The 21,783-nt window shown below is 70.9% G+C and carries 19 protein-coding genes; 7 read left to right on the top strand and 12 right to left on the bottom strand.

Translation table 11 applies throughout. From position 1 onward, the window contains the following. Window positions 1-55 precede the first annotated feature (55 nt). Complete coding sequence (locus F8S09_RS06095; protein WP_152869757.1) at window positions 56-2,521, top strand: diguanylate cyclase domain-containing protein; 2,466 nt, start codon at window positions 56-58, stop codon at window positions 2,519-2,521. A 157-nt stretch (window positions 2,522-2,678) separates the two neighbouring features. Here F8S09_RS06095 and mnhG read toward each other — a convergent pair whose 3' ends face one another. Genes mnhG through mbhE form a run of 7 tightly spaced genes read right to left on the bottom strand, consistent with a single transcriptional unit; the run spans window position 2,679 to window position 8,781 of the window. Beyond that, on the bottom strand, window positions 2,679-3,101 hold the full coding sequence (gene mnhG, locus F8S09_RS06090) for a monovalent cation/H(+) antiporter subunit G (RefSeq protein ID WP_152869755.1): 423 nt from the start codon (window positions 3,099-3,101) through the stop codon (window positions 2,679-2,681). A gap of 48 nt (window positions 3,102-3,149) precedes the next feature. Next, a complete protein-coding gene (locus F8S09_RS06085; protein WP_027459842.1) occupies window positions 3,150-3,410 on the bottom strand; it encodes a monovalent cation/H+ antiporter complex subunit F in 261 nt (86 codons plus the stop codon). Then, window positions 3,407-3,940 carry a Na+/H+ antiporter subunit E gene (locus F8S09_RS06080; RefSeq protein WP_322618580.1) on the bottom strand — a complete coding sequence of 178 codons (534 nt, stop codon included), beginning with the start codon at window positions 3,938-3,940 and terminating at the stop codon, window positions 3,407-3,409. The genes F8S09_RS06085 and F8S09_RS06080 overlap by 4 nt, the downstream gene beginning before the upstream one ends. Next, a complete protein-coding gene (locus tag F8S09_RS06075) occupies window positions 3,937-5,478 on the bottom strand; it encodes a proton-conducting transporter transmembrane domain-containing protein (protein WP_322618579.1) in 1,542 nt (513 codons plus the stop codon). Before F8S09_RS06075 ends, F8S09_RS06080 begins: the two co-directional genes overlap by 4 nt. After that, the gene (locus F8S09_RS06070) at window positions 5,475-5,927 is read right to left on the bottom strand and encodes a sodium:proton antiporter (protein WP_152869753.1); all 453 of its coding nucleotides are present in this window, start codon (window positions 5,925-5,927) and stop codon (window positions 5,475-5,477) included. The genes F8S09_RS06075 and F8S09_RS06070 overlap by 4 nt, the downstream gene beginning before the upstream one ends. A gap of 53 nt (window positions 5,928-5,980) precedes the next feature. Further along, window positions 5,981-6,472 carry a Na(+)/H(+) antiporter subunit B gene (locus F8S09_RS06065; protein WP_152869751.1) on the bottom strand — a complete coding sequence of 164 codons (492 nt, stop codon included), beginning with the start codon at window positions 6,470-6,472 and terminating at the stop codon, window positions 5,981-5,983. Beyond that, window positions 6,469-8,781 (bottom strand): hydrogen gas-evolving membrane-bound hydrogenase subunit E, encoded by a 2,313-nt coding sequence (gene mbhE, locus F8S09_RS06060; RefSeq protein WP_152869749.1) that lies wholly within the window; start codon window positions 8,779-8,781, stop codon window positions 6,469-6,471. The genes F8S09_RS06065 and mbhE overlap by 4 nt, the downstream gene beginning before the upstream one ends. Before the next feature lie 581 nt (window positions 8,782-9,362). Between mbhE and F8S09_RS06055 the strand changes: the two genes are divergently transcribed. Beyond that, complete coding sequence (locus tag F8S09_RS06055; RefSeq protein WP_152869747.1) at window positions 9,363-10,436, top strand: 3-deoxy-7-phosphoheptulonate synthase; 1,074 nt, start codon at window positions 9,363-9,365, stop codon at window positions 10,434-10,436. Here F8S09_RS06055 and F8S09_RS17610 read toward each other — a convergent pair. Together F8S09_RS17610 and F8S09_RS06045 are read right to left on the bottom strand one after the other, a co-directional pair. Further along, window positions 10,433-11,473, bottom strand: coding sequence for a permease prefix domain 1-containing protein (locus tag F8S09_RS17610; protein WP_194165225.1), 1,041 nt, complete (start codon window positions 11,471-11,473; stop codon window positions 10,433-10,435). The two genes, F8S09_RS06055 and F8S09_RS17610, sit on opposite strands and share 4 nt — an antisense overlap. Beyond that, complete coding sequence (locus tag F8S09_RS06045; RefSeq protein WP_152869746.1) at window positions 11,470-11,805, bottom strand: PadR family transcriptional regulator; 336 nt, start codon at window positions 11,803-11,805, stop codon at window positions 11,470-11,472. Before F8S09_RS06045 ends, F8S09_RS17610 begins: the two co-directional genes overlap by 4 nt. A 176-nt stretch (window positions 11,806-11,981) precedes the next feature. Between F8S09_RS06045 and F8S09_RS18295 the strand changes: the two genes are divergently transcribed. From F8S09_RS18295 to F8S09_RS06030, 3 genes are read left to right on the top strand one after another with little or no spacing between them, the layout of a single operon-like run. Then, window positions 11,982-12,158, top strand: a complete 177-nt coding sequence (locus F8S09_RS18295; RefSeq protein ID WP_152869744.1) for a DUF2256 domain-containing protein — start codon at window positions 11,982-11,984, stop codon at window positions 12,156-12,158. Beyond that, window positions 12,155-13,081, top strand: coding sequence for a UV DNA damage repair endonuclease UvsE (uvsE, locus tag F8S09_RS06035; protein WP_322618578.1), 927 nt, complete (start codon window positions 12,155-12,157; stop codon window positions 13,079-13,081). The genes F8S09_RS18295 and uvsE overlap by 4 nt, the downstream gene beginning before the upstream one ends. A gap of 34 nt (window positions 13,082-13,115) precedes the next feature. Next, complete coding sequence (locus tag F8S09_RS06030) at window positions 13,116-13,658, top strand: 3'-5' exonuclease (protein ID WP_322618577.1); 543 nt, start codon at window positions 13,116-13,118, stop codon at window positions 13,656-13,658. A gap of 7 nt (window positions 13,659-13,665) precedes the next feature. On the opposite strand, the gene F8S09_RS06025 is transcribed toward F8S09_RS06030, so the two are convergent. The 3 genes from F8S09_RS06025 to F8S09_RS06015 all read right to left on the bottom strand — a co-directional run bounded on the left by F8S09_RS06025 (window position 13,666) and on the right by F8S09_RS06015 (window position 20,576). Then, complete coding sequence (locus tag F8S09_RS06025; protein ID WP_322618576.1) at window positions 13,666-15,468, bottom strand: phosphodiester glycosidase family protein; 1,803 nt, start codon at window positions 15,466-15,468, stop codon at window positions 13,666-13,668. An 87-nt stretch (window positions 15,469-15,555) separates the two neighbouring features. Further along, window positions 15,556-17,319, bottom strand: coding sequence for a fasciclin domain-containing protein (locus F8S09_RS06020; protein WP_152869738.1), 1,764 nt, complete (start codon window positions 17,317-17,319; stop codon window positions 15,556-15,558). 161 nt (window positions 17,320-17,480) lie between these two features. After that, window positions 17,481-20,576 (bottom strand): DNA translocase FtsK, encoded by a 3,096-nt coding sequence (locus F8S09_RS06015; RefSeq protein ID WP_152869736.1) that lies wholly within the window; start codon window positions 20,574-20,576, stop codon window positions 17,481-17,483. A 121-nt stretch (window positions 20,577-20,697) separates the two neighbouring features. Between F8S09_RS06015 and F8S09_RS06010 the strand changes: the two genes are divergently transcribed. Together F8S09_RS06010 and F8S09_RS06005 are read left to right on the top strand one after the other, a co-directional pair. Further along, window positions 20,698-21,105, top strand: a complete 408-nt coding sequence (locus F8S09_RS06010) for a Mov34/MPN/PAD-1 family protein (RefSeq protein ID WP_407643652.1) — start codon at window positions 20,698-20,700, stop codon at window positions 21,103-21,105. Continuing rightward, window positions 21,098-21,577 (top strand): AAA family ATPase, encoded by a 480-nt coding sequence (locus tag F8S09_RS06005; protein ID WP_152869732.1) that lies wholly within the window; start codon window positions 21,098-21,100, stop codon window positions 21,575-21,577. The genes F8S09_RS06010 and F8S09_RS06005 overlap by 8 nt, the downstream gene beginning before the upstream one ends. Window positions 21,578-21,783: the final 206 nt, after the last annotated feature.

Here is a 21,783-nt window from a genome sequence, read left to right as displayed (position 1 = left end):
GTCAGCCCTGAACGGGTGTCTACGCGTCCGCCTATGCCCCCTTCATAATCGGTGGATGCTGCCCTCGGCTGTGCCCGGTACTCTGTCTCCTCCCGAGCAACTCGACCTCGCCTGGAACCTGCAGGGCTCGGACCCCGCGCGTGCCCGGGCCATCGCGCAGGCCTGGGAGGCTCACCCCGAGTTCGGGTTCCATGCCCAGGCCGTCTTGGGAGCCGTCGCCTTCGAGGAGCGTGAGTCCGCGCAGGCCCAGGCCCTCAGCCTGGAGGCCGCCGAAGGGCTGCGGGCAGCGGACGACCTAAAATGGCTCGCCCGCAGTCTGATGATGGCGGCGCTGGCATCCGACGTGCTGGGTCAGCGGGACCAGGCCCTGGCCCAGCACCACGCCGCCCTGGAGGTGGCCCGGACCATGGGCGACCTTCTGCTGCAGGGAAGTATCCTGATGAACATCGGGGTGCTGTGGTTTATCACCGACCCCCGCAAGGCTGAGGACTACTTCTGCACGGCCATTGAGGTGTTGGAGGAAGTCGGCCCCCGGGGGCAGGGCAACCTCTCCCGGGCCTATCTGAATCTCGGCATCCTGCGCTATCAGGCTGGTGAACAGGATGAGGGCACCACCTGGATGGAGCGGGGCCGGGACCTCGCCTCTGCGACCAAGCAGTTCAGCACCTGGGCGAGTGCGGTGTGTCATCTGGCCCAGGTGCACACCGAACGCGGCGACGTGGCCACGGCGCGGCGCGACCTGGAAAGCGCCCTGAACGAGATGCCTCAGCTGGGAGGACGCGCCCGACAGAATCTGCTGTATTCGCGGGTGATCGTGGAGCACCATGCCGGGGAATACCAGGCGGCGCTGGAGGCCTACGAGGAACTCCGGACCTTCGCCCTGAGTGAACTCGAGCAGCAGGCCGTGTTCCCCATCCGTGTGGACAGCCATGCGAAGCTCGGACAGTTCGAGCAGGCCTACGCGCTCAGCCAGGAGCTGGTGGCCTTCAACGAGCAGCTTTACAAGAAAGAGCGGGAAACCGAACTGCTCAAGCTGGAGGAACGCCACCAGGCCGAGACGGCCCGGCGCGAAGCGGAACTCCAGCGCCTCGAAGCCGAGGCCGCCCGGCGTGACGCCGAACTCAAACACCTCGAGAACGTCGAGCTGCAACGCGCCCTGGAATCCAATGCCACCCTGATTCAGTCCCTGCGCGAGAGCCAACTCGTGAGTGAGACCCTGCTGGGGGTGTCCCAGCTGATGCAGCTTGACCTTGACCCCCCGGATCTCGCCCGACACGCGGTCGCTCTGGTCATGGGCCTGGTGGACGCCGACTGGTGCACCCTCGCCCGCATCCACAGCGATGAGGTGGCCTTCGAAACGGTGTGGGCCAGGGACGAACAGAGCGACACGTTCGTGCGGCTTCAGTTGCCCGGCGTGCTGAGTGTGCGCGACCCCCTGCTGCACCGTTCGGCGCGGCAGGACGAGCCGACGTTCGTCAGCGGCTACCCGCAGGAGCGGGTGACCCACCCGGCCCTGGTCGCCGCGGGCTTGCAGGGCTTTGCCAGCTTGCCCGCAGGAACGGCGAACAACTTCACGTATGTCCTGCTGCTCGGCCGCATGAATCAGGATGTCCGCTGGAGCGAGCGGGATCGCCGGGTGCTGGGGGCGACGGGCCGCGCCCTGCGCGTGGCGGTCGAGGAACAGGAGCGTTCCCGCCGCACCCGTGAAGCGGCCCTGACCGACATCCTGACTGGCCTGGGCAACCGACGGGCTTTCGAAGCGCAGGTGCGCGAAGCTGCGGCGCGGGCCACCTTCAGCGTGGCGATGCTCGACCTGGACGGCCTGAAGAGGGTCAACGACACGCGTGGGCACGCCGCCGGGGACATGCTGCTGCAAGTGTTCGCGTCCACGCTGCGGGCCAGCGCAGCCGAGCACATGGGGGTGTTTCGCCTGGGGGGAGACGAGATCGCCCTGCTGGTCGAACACGGCGGCCACGCCTCGCCCGAGCTGGTGCAGGCCGACGTCCTGGAGGTGTTGGATGCCGGAGTCGCGGCGGCGCGGGCCGCCGGATTCCCGGAGGCGGGGTGTTCGTTCGGTGTGGCCCGCTGGCCGGACGAGGCCGCGACCGTGGCCGACGTCATCGCGCTGGCCGACACCCGGCTGTATGCCGACAAGGAGGCCCGCAAGGCCCGCCGCATCGGGCAGCTTTCCAGGCAGGACCCTGCGCCGCGCCGGGAGGTCGTCTCGTTCGGGACCGCCGCGCTGGACCTGCAGGCGCGTGAGCTTCGGGGGCCGCTGGGCCGCGTCAAGCTCAATGTCCGGGAATCGGAGATTTTGCAGGCGCTGGCCGCGCGCAGTCAGCAGGTCGTCCCCCGCGCACAGCTGATGGGGGCCGGGGGAACGGACTCCGGGGGCACCTTGGACGCCTATGTCTCGACCCTGCGCCGCAAGCTCGCGTCGGTGACGGAGCAGGCGGGCATCCGCACGGTGCGCGGCCAGGGTTTCAGCCTCCACTGGTACCTTCCCCGTTCTGAAGGCTGAAACGAGCGGAGCAGCGCGCCGGGCCTCAGCCTTCGGGAGCTGCGCTGGAAAGGCCAGGGGAGAGCGGGAACCCCGCCCCCCCAACCTTCGCCCCGTCGGGCGCCGGGCAGACCTACCCCGTCCAAGTCGGGCGCCGCGATTCCCTCGTCTCCCTCGTCTATCCCTCTTCCGCGAGGCCTTCCTCGGCCAGCGCCCGTTGGGCTTCGCGGTCGGCCTGCGCGACCTCGTCGGCGCGGCCCAGGGCGCCCCACTCGTCGGTGCCGCCGCCCCCCCCCCGCCCGTCGCCCAGAATGGGCGGCAGGCCCCGCAGGTAGGCGGCCTGCGCGATCAGGTACGCCGAGAGCGGCGTGGTGAGGAACTGGAACAGGAGCACCGCCGCCAGCCGGGTGAATGCCGCCGTGTCGCTCAGCGCGAAGGCCACCCCCAGGAAGATGCCCGCCGACCCCAGCGTGACGAGCTTGCTGCTCGCGTGCAGCCGCGAGTAGAGGTCGGGAAAGCGCACCACCCCGATGGCTGCCGTGAGCACGAAAAAGGCCCCGATCAGGATCGGCAGGTCGCGGGCAGGTTGAAAGTCATTCATGACGGGCCTGCTTCCCGGCTGAGGGCTGAGGGCTGACGGCTGACCGCTTCACTTCATCACCCGGCCCAGCAGCAGGTAACGGGTCAGGGCCACGGTGGAGAGAAACCCCAGCAGGCTCAGGACCAGCGCGGCGTCCAGCATCACGAGGTAACCGGTCCGCACGGCGATCAGCGCGAACAGGACCACCAGATTCACGCTCAGGAAGTCGAAGGCCATGATGCGGTCCCCCCACGAGGGGCCGCGCAGCACGCGGTAGGTCACGAGCAGCACCGAGAGCGTCACGATGCCCAGGGCCAGGTTGATGATCATGCGGGGCCTCCGGTGGGGGAGAGGGCAGAGGAGGTGTCCAGCGGCAGCAGGTAACGCTCCACCCGCACGATGGACGCGCGGGCCGCCTCGGCGTCGGCGGTGCCGATGGCGTGGGCGTAGAGGGTATGACGGTCACGGCTCAGGCCCATCGTGACGGTGCCGGGCATCAGGGTGATGGAGGCCGACAAGACGGTGAGGAGGCCCTCGCCCCGCAGCCGCAGCGGCACCTCCACGATCAGGGGATTGAGCCGGGGGTGGGGCCGCAGCGCCAGCAGCGCCACCTGCACGTTCGCCACCGTCAGTTCGCGCAGGAAAAAGCCCGCAAAGGCCAACCAGGCTGCCCCGCGCCGCAGGGAAGCCCGCAGGTCGGGTGCCCGGCGGGGGGCGGCGCGTGCCCCCACCGCCCGTGGAAAGAGCCGCACGATCAACACCCCCAGCCCCAGCCCTGCGGCGAGGCTGCGGACGCTCGGCTCGCCCAGCAGCAGCGCCCAGACCACCGCCAGCAGGCAGACCAGGGTGAGGCGGTTCACGGCTCCTCCGGCACGGTGGGCGGGGGCGGAATCACGATGGGCTCGTCGCCCAATACGCCGCGGATGTACTGCCCCGGCTCGCTCAACTCGGCGGCGGTCGCGTCGGCCCAGCCCAGCAGCGGCCCGGCGAAAAGGGTCAGCCCCGCCACGAGCGCGGTCGCGGCGTAGGCGACGGCCCGCAGCGCGAAGGGCACCCGGTACACCGGGAACATCACGAGGTGTTTGCCCCAGAAAAACCCGCGCCACACGCCCAACATCGCGTACAGCAGGATCAGGCTGGCGAGCAGGGCGCTGAACACGGCGGCCAGCGCCAACGGCGACCCCTGGGCCAATCCGGCCCGCACCAGCGCGTACTTGGCGACAAACCCCCCCGAGGGCGGCAGCCCCGCCACCGTCAGCGCACACAGCAGAAAACACGCGGCCAGCAGCGGCATGAAGTCCAGCATGCCCCGCACCGCCACCAGCCGCGACCCCGCTGCCCGTTCCGCGACCGCCGCGATCGCAAAGAGCGCCGCCGTCACGAGCACGCTCACCGCGAGGTAGGCCACGCTGGCCCGCAAGGCTTCGGGGGTGCCCAGCCCCAGTCCGAAGGCGAGGTAGCCCACCGAGCTGATCACCGTGAAAGAGAAGATGCGCCGCCACTCGCGCTGGCTGACCGCCCCGAAGGCCCCGAACAGCATCGTCACGGCGCCCAGCCCCAGCAGCAGCGTGTTGGGCAGGGTGGGGTCCTGGTTAAAGACGGTCGTGAACACCCGGATCAGGGCATAGATGCCCACCTTGGTAAGCACCGCCGCGAAAAAGGCCCCCACGGCGGGCGGCAGCGCCGGGTAAGTGCCCGGCAGCCAGAAGCCCAGCGGAAAGAGTGCCCCTTTGGCCGCGAAGACGATCAGTAGCAGCACGCCCACCGCCGTCACGGTGGTGTTTGGCCCCAGCTCGGCCGAGCGCTGCGCGAGGTGCGCGAAGTTCAGCGTGCCCAGCACCCCGTACGCCAGCCCGCAGGTCACCACCAGCAGCGCCGAGGCGACCAGATTCATCACGATGTAGCGGAAGCCTTCGCGCAGTTGCTCGCGGGTGGAGCCCAGCACCGCCAGCGCGTAGGAGGCGACCAGCATCACCTCGAAGGCCACGAACAGGTTGAAGAGGTCTCCCGTCAGGAAGGACAGTTGCACCCCCGCGAACAGGAAGAACAGCAGGCCGAAAAGGTGGTGTTTCTCGCGCACCGGGTCGGGGTCAGCGGCGGCCTGCCACACCGCGAGGACCCCACTGACCGCCGCGAGCAGGCTCATCCACGCCCCCAAGCGGTCGGCGGTCATCACGATGCCGAAGGGCGCGGGCCAGCCTCCCAGGCTGCTCACCAGCACCGCCCCGCCCGAGGTGGCCGCGACGAGCGACGCCGCGAACAGCAGCACCGCGAACGCTCCGGCGAGCGCGAGCCCCACCCGCACCGGGCGGCGCCAGGGATACAGCAGCAGCACGCCGAGGCCCAGCGGCGCCAGGATGGGCGCCAGCGGCAGCCACGCGAGGTCGGCCGGGGTCACGGGCGCCCCCCGGCGGGGGCAGGAGCGGGTTCGTCGTCCTGCATGTCCTCCACGTCTGGGCGGTCGGGGCTCTGGTGCTCGGGGTCGGCAAAGGAGCCGTCGTGCGCGTCCGGGTCACGGGCGAGGTTGTCCCCGAAGGCCTCCACGTCGTCGTGCCCGGCGACCTGATAGGCCCGCAGCGCCACCGTGAGCAGCAGCGCGGTGGTGGCAAAACCGATCACGATGGCGGTCAGGATCAGCGCCTGCGGCAGCGGGTCCATGTAGGGACCGGGCAGCGTCAGCAGCGGCGGTGAGACCTCGCGCAGCCCCGCCACGGTCAGGATGGCGAGGTTGGCCGCGTAGCTGATAAAGGTCAGCCCCAGCACCACCCGCACGATCACCCGCGAGAGCACCAGAAAGACGCCTGCCGCCACCAGCAGGCCGATAATCACGGCAAAAAGCGTTTCCATTCAGCGGATCTCCGGAAGGGGAAGGAGGCGGGGGCGGGGAAGGGCGGCCCGGCTCATTCGTCCCCCTCCACCGTTTCCTGCGGGGCCACCTCGGTCAGCGCGTAAGCGATGGTGAGGCTGGCCCCCACGACCGCCAGAAAAACGCCGAGGTCGAAGAGCAGCGCAGTCGCCCACTCGAACTCGCCCGTAACCGCCGTGGTGATGTAGCCGTAGTCGCTCTTGAGGAAGGGCTTGCCCAGCAGGTAGGGCACCAGTCCGGTCCCGAAGGCCAGTGCCAGCCCCCAGGGAATCAGCCGCGCCGGGTCGAGCCGCAGCGCGGAAAAGCCGTAGGCGATGCGGTGCAGTACCAGCGCACACGTGGTCATCAGCCCGGCAATAAAGCCGCCCCCCGGCGCATTGTGCCCGCGCCACAGCAGCAGAAACGCGAACAGCAGCACCAGCGCGAACACGGCCCGGCTGGTCGAGCGCAGGATGGGGTCATTGGTCAGCGGCGCGGGGGCCGGGGCCTCATGGCCGGAGGAAGAAGGGGCGGGCGGGCGGGTCATGGTCGCCTCCGGGCGGGCAGGTCTGCCGTGTCGTCGGGAGTGCGGCGGGGACGGCCCGGTTTGCCCAGCCGCACCAGACTCAGCACCGCGAGCGCGACCATCCCCACCACCGTGATCTCGCCCAGGGTGTCGAAGCCCCGAAAGTCCACCAGCAGCACGTTGACTACGTTCTTGCCGCCGCCGCCCTTGTAGCTGTACTCCAGGTAGTAGGGCGAGATGGGCGGGGCCAGGAAGCGCACGCTGGACAGCACCAGCAGCGTGATGCCCACCCCTGCCAATCCTGCAATCGCCACGTCGAAAACGTAGCGCCCCCGCGTGCGCGGCAGGTCGCGCACCCCCGGCAGGTACCGGAAGGCCAGCAGAAAGAGGATCACCGTGACCGCCTCCACCAGCAGTTGGGTCAGCGCGAGGTCAGGTGCCCGGAAGGCCAGAAACGCCGCCGCGCTGCCGAAGCCCGTCAGGCCGGTCACGATCACGGCGGTCAGGCGCCCGCGCGAGAGCAGCACTCCCACTGCCCCTGCGATCAGCAGCGCGGCGACCGGCAGCACGCCCAGCGGCAGCGTCCCGATGGGGTAGAAGACCTGCGGCGCCCGCCACACGGCGTACCCCGCCATCAGCGCGGCGGCGGCCAGCATGATCCGGAGCTGGTCCGGGAGGGGCAGCCCCTGCGTCCGCGCGATCAGCCACGAGGAAAAGACATTCACCGTCTGGGTCAGGCCGTAATACACCGTGTTCGCGTTCACGCGGGGGGTCAGCCGCCGTCCCAGCGCCCTCATTCCCCTCGCCTGCCACACCAGCACCGCCCCCAGCGCCCAGGTCAGCAGGGTCGCCAGCAGCGCGGGCGTGACCCCGTGCCACAGCGAGAGGTAACCGTCGTAGTCCCCGAAGTTCAGCGCCGACTGCGCGGTGCGCGTCAGGGCCTCCGCCGTACCGGGCAGCACCCCAAAGACCAGGGCGGTCAGCGCGAGTCCGGCGGCGGGCAGGGTCAGGCCGGGCGGGGCCTCGTGCGGCTCGGCCCCGGCGGGGGCACGCGGCGTCCCCAGAAAGACCCGCAGCAGCCGGAACGAGTACGCGAAGGTCAGCGCACTGCCCGCGACCGCCACCGCGAGAAAGAGCGGCCCCTGGTGCAGCATCGCCTCGTAAAACAGCTCCTTGGAGATAAAGCCCCCCAGCGGCGGCAGCCCCGCCATGCTCATGGCCGCCAGCAGCGCCGCCGCGAACGTGACCGGCAGCGCCCGCCGCAGGCCCCCCAGCAACGGAATCTCGCGGGTCCCGGTCTCGTGGTCGATGATGCCCACCACGAAAAAGAGCGCCGCCTTGAACGCCGCGTGGTTGAGCAGGTGCGCGGTCGCGGCGAATCTTCCCTCGGCGTCGGCCAGCCCGTACAGGCTCATCAGCAACCCGAGCTGCGACACCGTGGAATAGGCCAGCAGCGCCTTGAGGTCGGTCTGCCGCAGCGCCAGCCACGCTCCCCACACCAGCGTCGCCAGACCCACCGGCACGATGATGCCCGACCACAGCGCCGCCCCGCCGAAGATCAGCCCGAACTTGGCGACGAGGACCACGCCCGCTTTCACCATCGTCGCCGAGTGCAGGAAGGCCGATACCGGGGTGGGCGCCTCCATCGCGGTGGGCAGCCACAGGTGGAAGGGCAGTTGGGCACTCTTGGTAAAGGCTGCCAGCAGCGTGAGCAGCAGCGCTGGGGTAAAGTAGGCCGACTCACGCAGCGCCCCCACGTCCAGCCCCGAGAGCGACGTGCTGCCGCCCCCCAGCGCGATCAGGGCGACCGCCGCCAGCAGCGCGAGGCCGCCCAGCGCACTCACCAGAAAGGCCTTGACCGCCCCGTCCCGCGCCGCCGAGCGGGTATGCCACAGCCCGATCAACAGGAAGCTCGTGACGCTGGTCATCTCCCAGAAGCCGAACAGCGCGACGAGGTTGTCGGTCAGCACCAGCCCCAGCATCGAGCCGCCGAAGCAGAGCAGGTAGCTGTAAAAGCGCCCGAACCGCTCGCGCTCCGAGAGGTAGGCGACCGAGTACAGACTCGCCAGCGTGCCGATCACCCCGATCAGCGCGGCGAACAGCAGCGAGAACCCGTCCCCCCGGAAGGCGAGGTTGAGGTCCAGGGTGGGCACCCAGCGGGTGACTTCCAGGGCGGGGACCGCCCCCGGCATCCGCAGCAGCTCGGGAATCAGCAGCAGGGCGGGCAGAAAGGCCGCCGCCGCGACGTAGCCGGTGCGGCGGCCCAGCCTCGGCCCCAGCCACGCGGCGAGCGCGGCGATCAGAAAGGGAAAGAAGACCGCGAGCGTCATGGACCGCCTGCGGGGTGGGGACTCGGGCGTGTGGACATCGGCACCTCCGGGCACGCGTCCTGCCCCGCCGGGGGCCTCCGGGGGCAGGCTCGCCGCATGGACGAGAAAGGAGAGCCGTCCCCCTCCGGCTCCGCTGGTCCTCGGAACCGCGTGCCCCGGCCCGTAGCCACCGGGCGCCGCGTCCGACCGGAGGCCAGTCTAGCGGACAGGCGCAGGCGAACCGGGAGGGTGCACACGGGGAAGGGGCCGGGGCTGAGGACAGGCGGCGGCCCGCCCCCTTGCCCTGGTGCGTTCTCCGAAGATGGGGGCTCTTCTTCCACCCTCCTCCAAGTCCGTCCTCACACGGTGGCTCGCCCAGCAGCACAACGCCGCTGCGCCCCAGCTCCGGCCCCGCCCAATCCCCTAGACCGCTGACGTTCCCCTCTCACCGGGCCGCCCTAGACTGGCCCGCATGTCGCCTCGCGCCGCGTTTTTCTATTGGCCCCGGTTCCTCCGGGTCTGACGCCGCGCGGCCCACCCGCCACTGTCCCCGGAGGAGAAGCGCCCTCCGGGGATTTTCAGTTGAGCCCCGAAAGGACCCCATGCCCCAGTCCGAACCTCTGGCCCACCCCGCCCGCACCGAGAACCTCAATGTCACGGCCTTCACGCCGCTCGTCACCCCGCGCGACCTCAAGGCCGAGCTTCCCCTCACACCCGCCGCCGAAGCGACGGTCCTGGCCGGGCGGCAGGCCGCGCAGGACATCCTCGCGGGGCGGGACGGGCGCCTGCTCGCGGTGGTGGGGCCGTGCTCGGTCCACGATTTCGGGGAAGCGGTGGCCTACGCGGAGCGCCTCGCCGGGCTGCGGGCGCGGGTGGGGAACCGGCTGGAGGTCCAAATGCGCGTCTACGTGGACAAGCCCCGCACGACGGTGGGCTGGCGCGGCTTTCTGATCGACCCCGACATGACAGGCGCCAATGACATGAACGCCGGGCTGCGCCGCACCCGCGAGCTGATGCTGCGCGTCTCCGAACTCGGGCTGCCGGTCGCCACCGAGCTGCTCGACCCCTTCGCCCCGCAGTACCTCTTCGATGTGGTCGCGTGGGCCTGCCTGGGTGCCCGCACCGCCGAGTCCCAGACCCACCGGGTCATGGCGAGTGCGGTCAGCGCCCCGATGGGCTTCAAGAACGGCACGGGCGGTGGCCTCAAGCTCGCCGTGGACGCCATTCTCGCCGCACGGCATCCCCACGCCTTTTTCACCATCGACGACGACGGCCGCGCCTGCGTAGTCCACACGCGGGGCAACCCGCACGGACACGTGATCCTGCGCGGGGGCCGGGCGGGGCCGAACCACGCCGCCCCCTTCGTCGCGGAGGCCGCCGCGCTGATGGAGGGCGCGGGCCTGACGCCCGCTGTCATGGTGGACTGCTCGCACGCCAACAGCGGCTCGGACCATACCCGGCAGGGGGCAGTGTGGCGGGACGTACTCGCGCAGCGCCTAGCAGGGCAGACGGCGCTGAAGGGCCTGATGCTGGAATCCAACCTGCGCCCCGGCAAGCAGGCCATTCCCGCCGACCTGTCGCAGCTTCAGCCCGGCGTGAGCGTGACCGACGCCTGCGTGGGCTGGGACGAGACTGAGGCGCTCTTGCTGGAAGCGCACGCGGCGCTGGGGGGTTAGGGCTCATGGAGCGTGGGGCGGGGGAGGCCGAAAGCACTTTCTGCCCAGTTGGAGCCGTCAAGGTGGCTTGTCAGGCCAGCGTGCTTGAGGGCTTCAAACCCTCCTGATGACCGGTGCATGGGACGGTCGGCGGGCATCACCGCCAGCAGGTAGTCATGGGCATTGTCCGGCTGCCTGGTGAAGCCAGTTCTGCCGCCTGCTTCCTTCTCCCCAAGATCGACAATGTATGCGGCCAACACCGTCCATTGATTCAGTGGGACGGTTTGCTCATGCCAGAGGTCACGCTTCCAGAAGGTGGAATATCCACCGGCTAGGTTCTGGGGGGCAGGCAGCACGATTCCTGTGCAACTGCTGTTGCCGGTCATATCAGAGCCCAGGTCCTGGTGATGGGTGTGGAGAGCGGCATAAATCTGCATCTGGGGCTGACCGTTCCGCAGGGCACACGTCTGGGCCGCCCAGGGTTCAGCGCTGAGCAGGAGGCGGGCCTGGATGCGGCTATTGAGGGCAGGGTGCGGGGACGCTGAGCCGTTCCGGTATTGCAGGTTGCGGATGCTGAGGACACCAGCCCCAGCGCCTCGCCGTGGAATTACAGTGATGTAGAACCACGCCGTGCGTGCTGGAAGGCTCAGGTCACCAGCATGATAGGGGGAACGCGGCGCGGAATCGTCTTCCATCAGGCGTGTCAGGTCCGGTACCGTCAGCTCATTGTCCCACCGCCACGTCGCCTGTCCCCACATCGGCAGCGGCACGTTCTGCCACACCCACCAGCCTCCGCCCCCCAGCACCAGCGCGGCCAGGACCACCCAGGCGACCTGGTTGGTAAAAACGTGCCCCAGCAGTTGCCGGTTGGTGACGCCCACGTCGCCCATGCCCTTGACGGCGAGGTGTTCGGCCTCCTCGCGGCTGAAGCCCTCGGCCTCCAGCCGGGCGGCGCGGTCCATCAGGTGGGTGCGGAGTTCGGCGGCGGCCTCCAGGCGCTCCTGCCGGGGCAGACCCAGGGTGGCGCGGTGGACATAGCGGGAAAAGACGCGGCTCACGCCCGCACCCCCCGGCGCAGCAGCAGGGCATTCACCGCGACCTGAAGCCGCTCCCACTCGGCCCGCCGCCGCGCGAGTTCCTGGCCCCCGCTGTCCGTCAGGCGGTAGACCTTGCGCGGGCTGCCGCCCCCCGGCGTGGGCTGCCACTCGCCCTCGATCAGCCCGGCCTTGCTCAGCCGCAGCAGCGCGGGGTAAAGGCTGCCCTCCGAGAGTTCGAAGAGGCCCCCGCTGCGGGTGCCGATATGGTCCGCCAGTTCCAGCCCATAACGCGGCTGCTCGTGCAGGGCCGACAGGATGACCAGATCCACGGTGCCGGATTTCAGGGGCGTCATGGGAAACCTCCAGAGGCAAGTCTTGTGCCGCAAGGCTTGTGTCACCTAGCTTGATGGGTGTTGATCCCGGCGTCAACCCATTTCCTTCATGCCCACGGTCGCGCGGCGGGCGAGCCTTCAGACTGTCTCCATGCGGTGGGTCGTGATGGACGAAGGGAAGAACATAGGGGCACGCCATGCCTGAGCGGGCCAGAACTTTCGGCGGGGGCCGCAAGCCTTCTGAGCGGCCCAGCAAGGTCTGCGTGGCGTGCGGGTTGCCCTTCACCTGGCGCAAGAAGTGGGAGCGCGACTGGGAGCAGGTCAAATACTGCTCCGACCGCTGTCGGGCAGCGGCTAAACGGGGGACCTCGTGACCACTCCCGCCTACGGGCTGGTGTGCATGACGGTCGGCCCGGAGGTGCGCTTCCGGACCGTTACCCTGACCAACTACCAGAAGCTCCCCCCCGCCGAGCGCGAGGCCAAGTTGCTCGACCTCTACGCCGACAACATCGTGCGGGTGCGTCGGGCGGCCGACTTCTGTGCGGCGCGGGGCATCCGGCTCTACCGCCTGAGTTCCAGCCTTTTCCCAATGTTTGACTTGGAGGGCGACGATACCGGGCGGGCGGTCCTCGACCACCTCGCCCCGCAGATGCGGGAGGCGGGGTACGCCTTCGAGGACGCCGGTATTCGCGTGCTGATGCACCCCGAGCAGTTCATCGTGCTCAATTCCGACCGCCCCGAGGTCCGCGCTTCCAGCGCCCGTGCCCTGGCCGCCCACGCGGACACGCTCGACCGCTTCGGGTTTCCGCGCTCGACCTGGAACCTGCTGCTGCTGCACGGCGGCAAGGGAGGCCGCGCCGCCGAACTCGCCGCGATCATCCCCGACCTGCCCGAGGGCGCCCGGTTGCGCCTGGGGCTGGAAAACGACGAACGCGCCTACGGCCCGCAGGACCTGCTGCCGATCTGTGAGGCGACGGGCGTGCCCCTCGTCTTCGATGCCCACCACCACGTCGTCCGTGAGAAGCTGGAGAGCCAGGAGGACCCCAGCGTCCGCGAGTGGGTGCTCAAGGCCCGCGCGACGTGGCAGCCTCCCGAGTGGCAGGTCGTCCACCTCTCCAACGGCATCGACAGCCCGCAGGACCGCCGCCACAGCCACCTGATCACCGACTTCCCGAGTGCCTACCGCGACGTGCCCTGGATCGAGGTCGAGGCCAAGGGCAAGGAGGAGGCGCTCGCCGCGCTGATGGCGGCCCAGGCGGCGGGCGTGCAGTCAGACATGATCGCCACGGAGGAGTGACCCCGCCCCCGTCCTGCCGCGCTACCCTGGGGGCGTGAACGTCGTCGTCTTCGATCTGGAAACCACCGGGTTCTCGCCCGAGCGCGACGCCATCGTGGAGATCGGGGCCATGCGGGTGCGCGACGGACGCGTCGTGGAGGACGAGCGCTTCGAGACGCTGGTGCGCCCGGTCAACAGCCTGGGCGATCCCCTGCGGATTCCCTGGCGGGCGCAGCAGGTTCACGGCATCAGCGACGCGATGGTGCGCGGGGCGCCGGAGTTGCGCGACGTGTTGCCCGCCTTTCTGGACTTCGTGGGCGACTCGGCGGTGGTCGCGCACAATATCGGCTTCGACGGGGGCTTCCTGCGGGCGGCCACCGGGCGGCACGGCCTGCGCTGGGCACCCCGCGCCGAGCACTGCACCATGCAGCTCTCGCGCCGCGCCTTTCCCGGCGAGCGCTCGCACCGCCTCGACCTCCTCGCCGAGCGGCTGGGGCTAGAGTTCGCCCCTGGCGGGCGGCACCGCTCTCTCGGGGACGTGCGGGTGACCGCCGAGGCGTATGTGCGGCTGCTGGAGCGGCTGCGGGTGGGCGCCTAGCTAGATCTTATTTCCGCGCCCCGGTCACCTTCGGGACGAACACGATCGCGTTGGGCACCGGCCGACTCCAGACCGTATTGAGGTAGCCTCCCAGCCCCGCGTACCCGCCCGTCACGAAGGCCGTCGCGCTCGACCCGCTGTCCAGCCGCACCGCGTCCCGCACGCCTGCTCCCGCCAGAGCCGCCGCGAACGTTTCCGGCGTGCCGTGCTCCAGGTAGGCGACGGTGGGTTGGCCCTCCAGCACCCCGAAGGCGACCTGCCGGGTGGCCCGCCAGATGCTCGCGCCCGTGTCGAAGGCCTCGCGCTTCGGGTCGAGGACCACCCGCCCGCCCTGCACCAGCAGCGGCCCGGCGGCCAGCGCGTCCTGCGCCCGCTCCCAGGGGGCGTCGGTCGCCTGCCAGTTCACTGACACCGTGAGCCGGGTGCCCGGCGTGCGCGGCAGCGCGGGAAAGCGGGCCGGGTCGAAGGTCAGCGCCAGCACCCCACGCGGCGGCACGACCGGCCCCGAAGCGGCACGGCTGACTCGGCCCCCCTCGGCCCAGAGGGTCGTCAGGCCCTCGGCCCCCACCCGTGTCGCGCCGTCCCCCACGAAGGCCGTCAGCAGGGTGGGCCGCGCCTTCGCGCCCACCCCGTTCACCGTGAGGCTCCCGAAGTCGCCGCCTACCACGTAGCGGGGACGGGGATAGCCGAAGAGGGGTGTGCCCTGCGGGGTAAAGCCCACCGCCGCCCGCTTCTCCAGGCTGCCCGCCGTGAGCAGGCCGCCCACCGCCACGAGGTCCACCGGCAGGCTGCTTGCGGGATCGAAATAGCCGCCGTTCACGCCTGCCACGCCCCCCGCCGCCTTCACGAGCGCGGCCACGTCCCGCGCCGCGCCCACCGGGGCCGTCACCACGCGGGGCTGAAACCGGGCCGGGTCGAAGCTCAGCAGGTGCAGCCCGCCGCCGCGCGTGCGGTAGGTCACGCCCTCTGGCAGCGCCTCCGGGTTGATGGGAGGCGGCACGCGGGCGTCGAGGTGGGTGGTCGTGTCGATCACGACCCGGTAGGGGTCCTCCAGGGTAAAAATCTCGCTGGTACCCCCACCCGTTTGCAGGTGAACCTGCACCCCGTCCCCGGCGGGGTCCACCCGCAGCAGGTCGCCGCTCCGCAGGGCCGTTTGCGAGGCGCTGCCCGTTACGCGCGGCAGGACCACGCTCAGGCCGCCCGACTCGCGCACCACGCTGTGGGGGGCGGCTGCGCTGAGTTCCAAGACCACCCGCTGCACCTCTACCGTGCGGTACACCGAGCGCCCCACCCGCACCGTGTCGAGGTTCGCGAGTGGAGGCAGGGCAAGCGGGACGGGGGCAGGGTCGGCGGCAGGCAAGTCAGGGGAGGGCGGCAGCGTCTCCTCCGGCACAGTGGCGGGGGCAGCGAACCCGAGGAGGCTGGGCGTGTCCGCTGTCACCGGCACTCCCAACAGTCGCAGGGCAGCGAGGGGGACGTAGAGGCTGGGACCCATGGCCTGCGGCGCGGCCAGCCCCGTCCCCCCCGGCAGCGTGAAGCCCACCGCCCGCCAGCCTGTCCCCGGCGCGTGGCGTAACTCACGCTCGCCGTAGCGCAGGCGCACGTCCTGCGGATCGTTGCGCACCGCCACGCCCAACCGGGGCAGCGTCCAGACGGCCAGGGCCTCGCCCCCCCCCGGCAGGGTCCGCGTCTCCACCGCCGCCGCCTGCACCGCGCCGCCCACCGCCACCGGGCGGGCGGCGGCCCACGTTCCGGCCAGCCCCAGCAGTGCCAGCACCGCCGCTCCTCTTTTCCTGCGCCGCCTCGTCACGGGCGCGAGTGTAGCGCGGCCCGCCTGATCCATGCCCACGCGAAACCGCCCGCACGGGGCGGGCGGCTTCGGAACGGGCGGGTGAGCTTACTGCCCGGCGGGAATCAGCACGGTGTCGATGATGTACACGGTGCCGTTGGAGGTGGCGATCCCCTCGCCCTGGATGGTCGCGGCCCCGATCCGGGTCCCCGTGCTGCCGCTGGGGCGGGTCAGCGCGACCGGCGTGCCCGCCGCCGTGGTGAGGTTGGGGCTCTCGGCCAGTGCCGTCGCCGTCACGCGGCCGGGGACCACGTGGTACAGCAGGATCTGCCGCAGGCGGGCGGGGTCCGCACGCAGCGCCGTCAGGGTGGCGGCAGGCACGGCGTTAAAGGCGTCGTTCGTGGGCGCGAAGAGGGTGAACTCGCCGCCGCCCAGCGTCTCGGCCAGCCCCGCCGCCTGCACCAGCTCCGCGAGGATGCTGAAGCGGGGATCGGTCGTGACGAAGGCCGCGAGGCTCCCCGCCGCGGGGGTGACGGTCGCCGTGGCGGTGGTGGTCGTGGTGGCCGGGGCCGTCGCCGTGGTCGCCAGAGCCGCAGTAGCTGGGGCCGTCTCGGTGGTGGTGGCGGTCGTCTCGGCCGTGGCAGGCGCTTCCTCGACGGCCTCGGCTGCGGGGATGGTCAGGCCGGGGGGCAGCAGCACCTGATTGATCACGAAGATGGTGCCGTTGCTGGCGGTGGCGAAGGTCTCGGCGATCGGGGAGGCATTGACCGTCCGCGAGGTCCCGCTCTGGCCCAGGGACAGCGCACCGCCCTGCACCGAGGTCAGGCTGGTGCTGCTGGCAAGCTGCTCGGCCGTCAGGCGGCCCTGCACCACGTGGTACAGCAGCACCTGCCGCAGCACGTCGGGGTTGGCGGCGAGATTGGCCAGGGTCGCCTCGTCGAGGGCCGCGAAGGCCTCGTTGGTGGGCGCGAAGACGGTGAACTCGCCGGTGGTCAGCGTCTCGGTCAGCCCCGCGTCGCTGAGCAGGTCGAGCAGCGTCGTGAAGCGGTCGTCGGCCACGATCACGTCATACAGGGTGTTCGTGGCGACCGTGACCTCGGTGGCCGTCTCGGTGGTGGTTTCCGCCGCCGTCTCGGTCGACTCGGCTGCGGTCTCGGTGGTCGCCGTTTCCGTGGTCGTCGTCGCGGTGGTGGTGGTTTCCGTGGTGGTCGTCGTGGTGGTCGTGGTCGCCCCGGTCAGCGGCACGGCGGGGATGCTGCGGATGTCGAAGGCCGCGGGCGCCGTGACCGCCGGGGCGGTCGTCACGGGCGCGGCGGGAGCGGGCGTGCTCACGACCGGGGCAGCGGGAGCGGGGGTCGCCGCGGCGGGGGCGACGGGCGGCACCAGCACGGTGTCGATCACGTGAATCACGCCGTTGCAGGCGGCCACGTCGGCACGGGTCACGGCGGCGTTGTTGATCATGACGCGGCCGTTCATCACGCGCACGTTCACAGTGGCGCCCTGCGCGGTGCGGGCGCTCGTCAGGCTGCGGACCTGGGCCGAGGCGACCTTGCCGGGCACGACGTGGTACAGCAGCACGCTGCGCAGCATCTCCTCGTCGTTGAGGATCATGGCGAGCTGGTCGCTGGGCAGCTTGGCAAAGGCCGCGTTGGTGGGCGCGAAGACCGTGAACTGCCCGCTCGAGAGGGTCTCGGTCAGCCCGGCGGCCTCGACGGCCGTCAGCAGGGTGCTGAACTGCGGGTCGCTGGAGACGATCTGCGCGATGTTGCGGCAGGTCGCGGGGTTCTGGGCAGCGGGCGCACCGGCCCCACCGGCAAGCGCGGGGGTCGCGAGCATCAGGCTGAGCGTGAGCAGGCTGGTCTGCTTCTTCATGACATCACCTCGAAAAGAGAATTTGGAAAGGCTGGTCCGCTCCCCAATGTTCTACACGCTGCCTCGAAACGCAACTTCGGTAACCTTTCCCCCACATCTCCTAAAAGAAAAAACGGCCGGGATTGGCCGCTTTCTCATCGGAAGCTCACTTAGTTACAGAATCAGCGACCGAAGTACTCCGGCAGGTCGGCCTCCGTGATGAGCACGTCGCGCGGCTTGCTGCCCTGGTGCTTGGAGACGATCCCCATCGCTTCGAGCATGTCCATCAGCTTGCCTGCGCGGGCGTGGCCCACCGAGAGGCGGCGTTGGAGGCGGGACACGCTGCCCTGCCCCTCCTCGATGCAGATCAGGGCCGCCTGGCGCAGCAGCGGGTCGGAAAAGTCCATGTTGGCCTTATCCGGGCCGGGGCCGCTGGCTTCCGGAGCGCCCTCGAAGTCGGAGCCGTAAGCCTCCACGAAGGCGTCCTCGAAGACCTGCCGCCGCAGCTCGTCGGCGACGCGGGCCGACTCGACCTCCGAGATGTACGGCCCCTGCAACCGCACGGGCTTGATCAGGCCCGGCTGGTAGAACAGCATGTCGCCCATCCCGGTCAGGCGCTCGGCGCCCACCGAGTCGAGAATGGTGCGCGAGTCGTGGCTGCTGCTCACGGCAAAGGCGATGCGGGCGGGCACGTTCACCTTGATCAGGCTGGTCAGGATGTCCACGCTGGGCCGCTGGGTGGCGAGGACGAGGTGCATCCCGGTCGCGCGGGCCATCTGCGCGAGGCGCATGATCGCCGACTCGACCTCCTTGGGCGAGGTGATCATCAGGTCGGCCAGCTCGTCGATGATGATGACGAGGTGCGGCAGCTCCGTCTCGCCCACCTGCCGCATCTTGGCGTTGTACTGCTCGAGGTTCTTCGCCCCGACCTGACTCATCATCTTGTAACGCCGCTCCATGTGGGCGACCGCGCCGAGCAGCACGCCTGCCGCGTCCATCGGGTTGGTGACCACTGGCCGGACAAGGTGCGGAATTCCGTCGTAGGGCGTGAGTTCGACCATCTTGGGGTCCACCATCAGGAAGCGCAGTTCGGTGGGCAGGTAGCGATAGAGCAGGCTGGTGATCAGCGTGTTCACGCACACCGACTTGCCCGAGCCCGTCGAGCCCGCGATCAGGAGGTGCGGCATCTTGGCGAGGTCCCCGACCATCAGCTCGCCGTCGATGCTCTTGCCCAGGATAATGGGCAACTTCGCGCGGGTGCCCCGGAAGGTGGGTGCGGCCGCCGCCTGATGGAAGGTGACCGGCTCGCGCTCGAGGTTGGGTACTTCCAGGCCGATCACGCTCTTGCCGGGCACCGGGGCCTCGACGCGCACGCCGCCGACCGCCAGCGCCCGGGCGAGGTCATTGGAGAGCGAGGCGATGCGGCTGATCTTCTCGCCGGGCGCGGGTTCAATCTCGTAGCGGGTGACGGTCGGCCCCCGCGCGAAATCCACCACGCGGGCCTGGAGGCCGAAGTGCCGCAGCGTCTGGTCGATCACGGCGGCCCGCTGCTGGGCGGCGACCTGCAGGGCGGCCGGGTTCACCGTGCCCGCCGGGATCGGGTCGAGCAGGTCATAGCCCGGCAGCGCGATGTCGGTCGCCCCCTGGGTCGGGCGGCGGCGCTCGGGTTCGGCGCTCTCCCAGGGGGCAGCGGCTTTGGCCTCGGGCTGGGGGTGCAGAGCCGGGCGGGGAGGCGCGGCCCGCACCCCGTCGGTCCCGGTGCCCAGCAGCACGTCGGGTTCGGGCGGCACGGCGGCGAGGACCGTGGTCGTGGGGTCAGCCGCCGGGGGGGAGGGGAGGGGAGAGGCAGGCTCGTCCACCGTGTCCTCCTCGGCCTTGGGCTGGGTGAAGTCGAAGTCCAGGGTGGGGGCGACCGCCGCCGTCTCCTCGGCGTCCGGGCGGGTGGGGGCGGTCTGGCTGAGCGGCACCGCCCCCACCGCCATCGCCGCCGCGCGTTCCAGGGCGTCCTGCTGCGCCCGCTCCAGCCGCACGCGCCACCCCGCCTGGTCGGCCAGGGTGCCGCCGGGATCGCTGGCAAGCGCTTCTGCGAGGGCGGCGGCGAGTTCGGTGGGCGCCCGGTCGAAAGCCGCCGCGAGGTCGGGCCAGCCGGGGTAGTGCCGCTCGCGGGCCCGCCAGGTGGTGAAGTCCTCGGCGAGGTCGCGCCAGGCTTTGGCCCGCTCGCGGTGCGCGGCCTGCTCACGGGCCAGCACCCCCGCGTCGGGCTTGGCGAGGGCCTTCTCGGCCGCCTGCCGTTCGCGCTCCAGCTTTCCGGCGCGGGCGGCGAGGCGTTGCAGATCGGTCACGAGGCCCCGGCGCAGCCGCTCCAGCGCCCCACTTGCCAGGGTGCCCGGCAGTTCCACGCACAGTTCGTGGCGTCCGGCCCGGACCTCGTTCGCGGCGGCCTCGGCCTGGGCACCCGCGTCGGGGGCCTCGGCCGCCACCTCGGTCCGCAGGTCGCGGGCGGCGTTTCCCACGAAGGTCGTAGTGACCTCGCGCCAGGCCTTCAGGTCACCCTCCAGCCCCTTGAGCCCTGCCTCGTCCTGGCGGCGCAGGTCGCGGGTGGCCGCGCGAATCTCGTCCTGCTGGTCGCGCAGGGCCTGGGCACCCGGATAGAGGCGGCGTAGCGCTTCCAACTCACGGGTCTGCGCCGCCAGCGCCTGCCGCACGCCGCCCCGTGCCCGCGCCGCCTCGCGCCCGTCCTGCCGCGCCTCGATGGCCCCCTGCACCGCGGTCGCCCCGCCGCCCAGCAGCACGCTGACGCCCCGGAAAAAGCCCTTGAGGAGCGTGAAGGGCGCCAGCCGCAGCATGATCTCCACCCCCAGGGTCAGCACCACCAGCGGCAGCAGGGCGGCAGCGTAGCTCAGTGCCCCCGTGAGCGGGGCCATCACCACGGCGGCCCCCTCCCCAGCGGCGCCCGGCACGAAGACCTCGTGCAGGGCGAGGAGGGCGGCCACCACCACCGCGCCGCCCAGCACCCGCCGGGTCAGGCCGGAAAGGTCGCGGCCCAGGAACACCAGCACCCCGTAACACACCGGCACCAGCGGCAGCAGCGTGGCGCCCCAGCCCAGCCAGCCGGTGAGGGCCTCATTCGCCTGCGCCATGATGCCGCCGCCCGTGAAAAACTGCGGCAGCAGCAGGGTCACTGCCAGGAAGATGCCCAGTGCGAACAGCACCAGACCCAGCGCCTCCCCGTCAAACCGACTGGGGGGAGGAGCCGTTTTTGCACGAGCCTTCGCCATAGCCCGCAGTGTAGCCCACCCCCGGCGCCCGCCGCCCGCGCCCAGCGCCGCTTTTTGCTCCGCTCACCTGTGACGGGGGCGTGATGGGGCATGGGTCAGGCGCGGCATGGATAATGCCGGGGTGACCCTGATCCTGCCTCCCGCTCTCGCGGACGCGCTGTGGGCGCACGCCCGCCGCGAGGCCCCGCGCGAGTGTGTGGGGGCGCTCGGCGGGCACGCGCAGGGCGAGGCCACGCATGCCGCCGCCCTCTACCCCCTCCCCAACATCGCCCCCGACCCCGAGCGGACCTACCTCGCCGATCCCGGCCACCTGCTCAAGGCGCTGCGTGCGATGCAGCTCGGCGGGCAGACGCTCGTCGCCCTGTACCACAGCCACCCGCGCGGCCCGGCGTGGCCCAGCGACACCGATACCCGGCTGGCCGCCTACCCGGTGCCCTACGTGATCGCGGACCTGCCCGCCCAGCTCCTCACCGCCTACCGCTTGCCGGGGGGCGAGCGGGTGCCGCTGCGGGTAGGCGGCAATGCCTGAGCCGCACATTCACGCCCTTCACGGCTTTATCGGCAGCGGCAAGACGACGTTCGCGCGGCGGCTGGAGCGCGAGTTGCCGGGGATGCGCTTCACGAGCGACGAATGGATGGTCGCCCTGTACGGCCAGGACCCGCCCGAGGGGCTCTTCCCAGTCTACCACTCGCGGGTCATGGAGCTGATGGAAACGCAGTGGGTGCGGGCGCTGGAACTGGGCGTGCCCGTCATTCTGGATCACGGCTTCTGGACGCGGGCGAGTCGGGACGCGCTGCGGGCGAGGGCGGCCGGGTTGGGCGTGCCGCTGACCTTCCACGTCCTGACCGTGCCCGACGAGGAGGCGTTGCGGCGGGTGCGGTCGCGGAATGAGGGGGTGGGGGCGCTGCACATTGCGGATGAGACGTACTGGTTGTTTCGGGGGCGGTTCGAGGCGATGGGGGAGGATGAGGTGGGGGGAGTGGTGGGCAGGCTGTCTTGATTCGGCTTGCCCCCACCCCCAGCCCCTCCCCCCACAGGGGGCAACGTCTCTGCCGCGCGGGGCGGCCCGCGCGTTGCCGCTCACTCATTCAGCGCGTCTGGTCCTGGGTGGAGGGGAGCCACGCTGCGCTAGGCAGGGACACACGGGCGGCGCGGGTGGGCGCTGTCTTCTGCCGGAATGTTGGATTTCGGTGCGGCCTCGTCGCG

The sequence above is a fragment of the Deinococcus terrestris genome (genome assembly GCF_009377345.1).
Classification (GTDB): domain Bacteria; phylum Deinococcota; class Deinococci; order Deinococcales; family Deinococcaceae; genus Deinococcus; species Deinococcus terrestris.
The sequence above is the reverse complement of the archived record's forward strand: the minus strand, read 5'-3'. Positions and strand labels throughout refer to the sequence as shown.

What these genes read in the sequence shown, in the direction of transcription:
- F8S09_RS06095 (WP_152869757.1), top strand. Translation starts at nt 56, where the DNA reads ATGCTGCCCTCGGCTGTGCCCGGTACTCTGTCTCCTCCCGAGCAACTC.
- mnhG (WP_152869755.1), bottom strand. Translation starts at nt 3,101, where the DNA reads ATGAATGACTTTCAACCTGCCCGCGACCTGCCGATCCTGATCGGGGCC.
- F8S09_RS06085 (WP_027459842.1), bottom strand. Translation starts at nt 3,410, where the DNA reads ATGATCATCAACCTGGCCCTGGGCATCGTGACGCTCTCGGTGCTGCTC.
- F8S09_RS06070 (WP_152869753.1), bottom strand. Translation starts at nt 5,927, where the DNA reads ATGGAAACGCTTTTTGCCGTGATTATCGGCCTGCTGGTGGCGGCAGGC.
- F8S09_RS06065 (WP_152869751.1), bottom strand. Translation starts at nt 6,472, where the DNA reads ATGACCCGCCCGCCCGCCCCTTCTTCCTCCGGCCATGAGGCCCCGGCC.
- mbhE (WP_152869749.1), bottom strand. Translation starts at nt 8,781, where the DNA reads ATGACGCTCGCGGTCTTCTTTCCCTTTCTGATCGCCGCGCTCGCCGCG.
- F8S09_RS06055 (WP_152869747.1), top strand. Translation starts at nt 9,363, where the DNA reads ATGCCCCAGTCCGAACCTCTGGCCCACCCCGCCCGCACCGAGAACCTC.
- F8S09_RS06045 (WP_152869746.1), bottom strand. Translation starts at nt 11,805, where the DNA reads ATGACGCCCCTGAAATCCGGCACCGTGGATCTGGTCATCCTGTCGGCC.
- F8S09_RS18295 (WP_152869744.1), top strand. Translation starts at nt 11,982, where the DNA reads ATGCCTGAGCGGGCCAGAACTTTCGGCGGGGGCCGCAAGCCTTCTGAG.
- F8S09_RS06020 (WP_152869738.1), bottom strand. Translation starts at nt 17,319, where the DNA reads ATGAAGAAGCAGACCAGCCTGCTCACGCTCAGCCTGATGCTCGCGACC.
- F8S09_RS06015 (WP_152869736.1), bottom strand. Translation starts at nt 20,576, where the DNA reads ATGGCGAAGGCTCGTGCAAAAACGGCTCCTCCCCCCAGTCGGTTTGAC.
- F8S09_RS06005 (WP_152869732.1), top strand. Translation starts at nt 21,098, where the DNA reads ATGCCTGAGCCGCACATTCACGCCCTTCACGGCTTTATCGGCAGCGGC.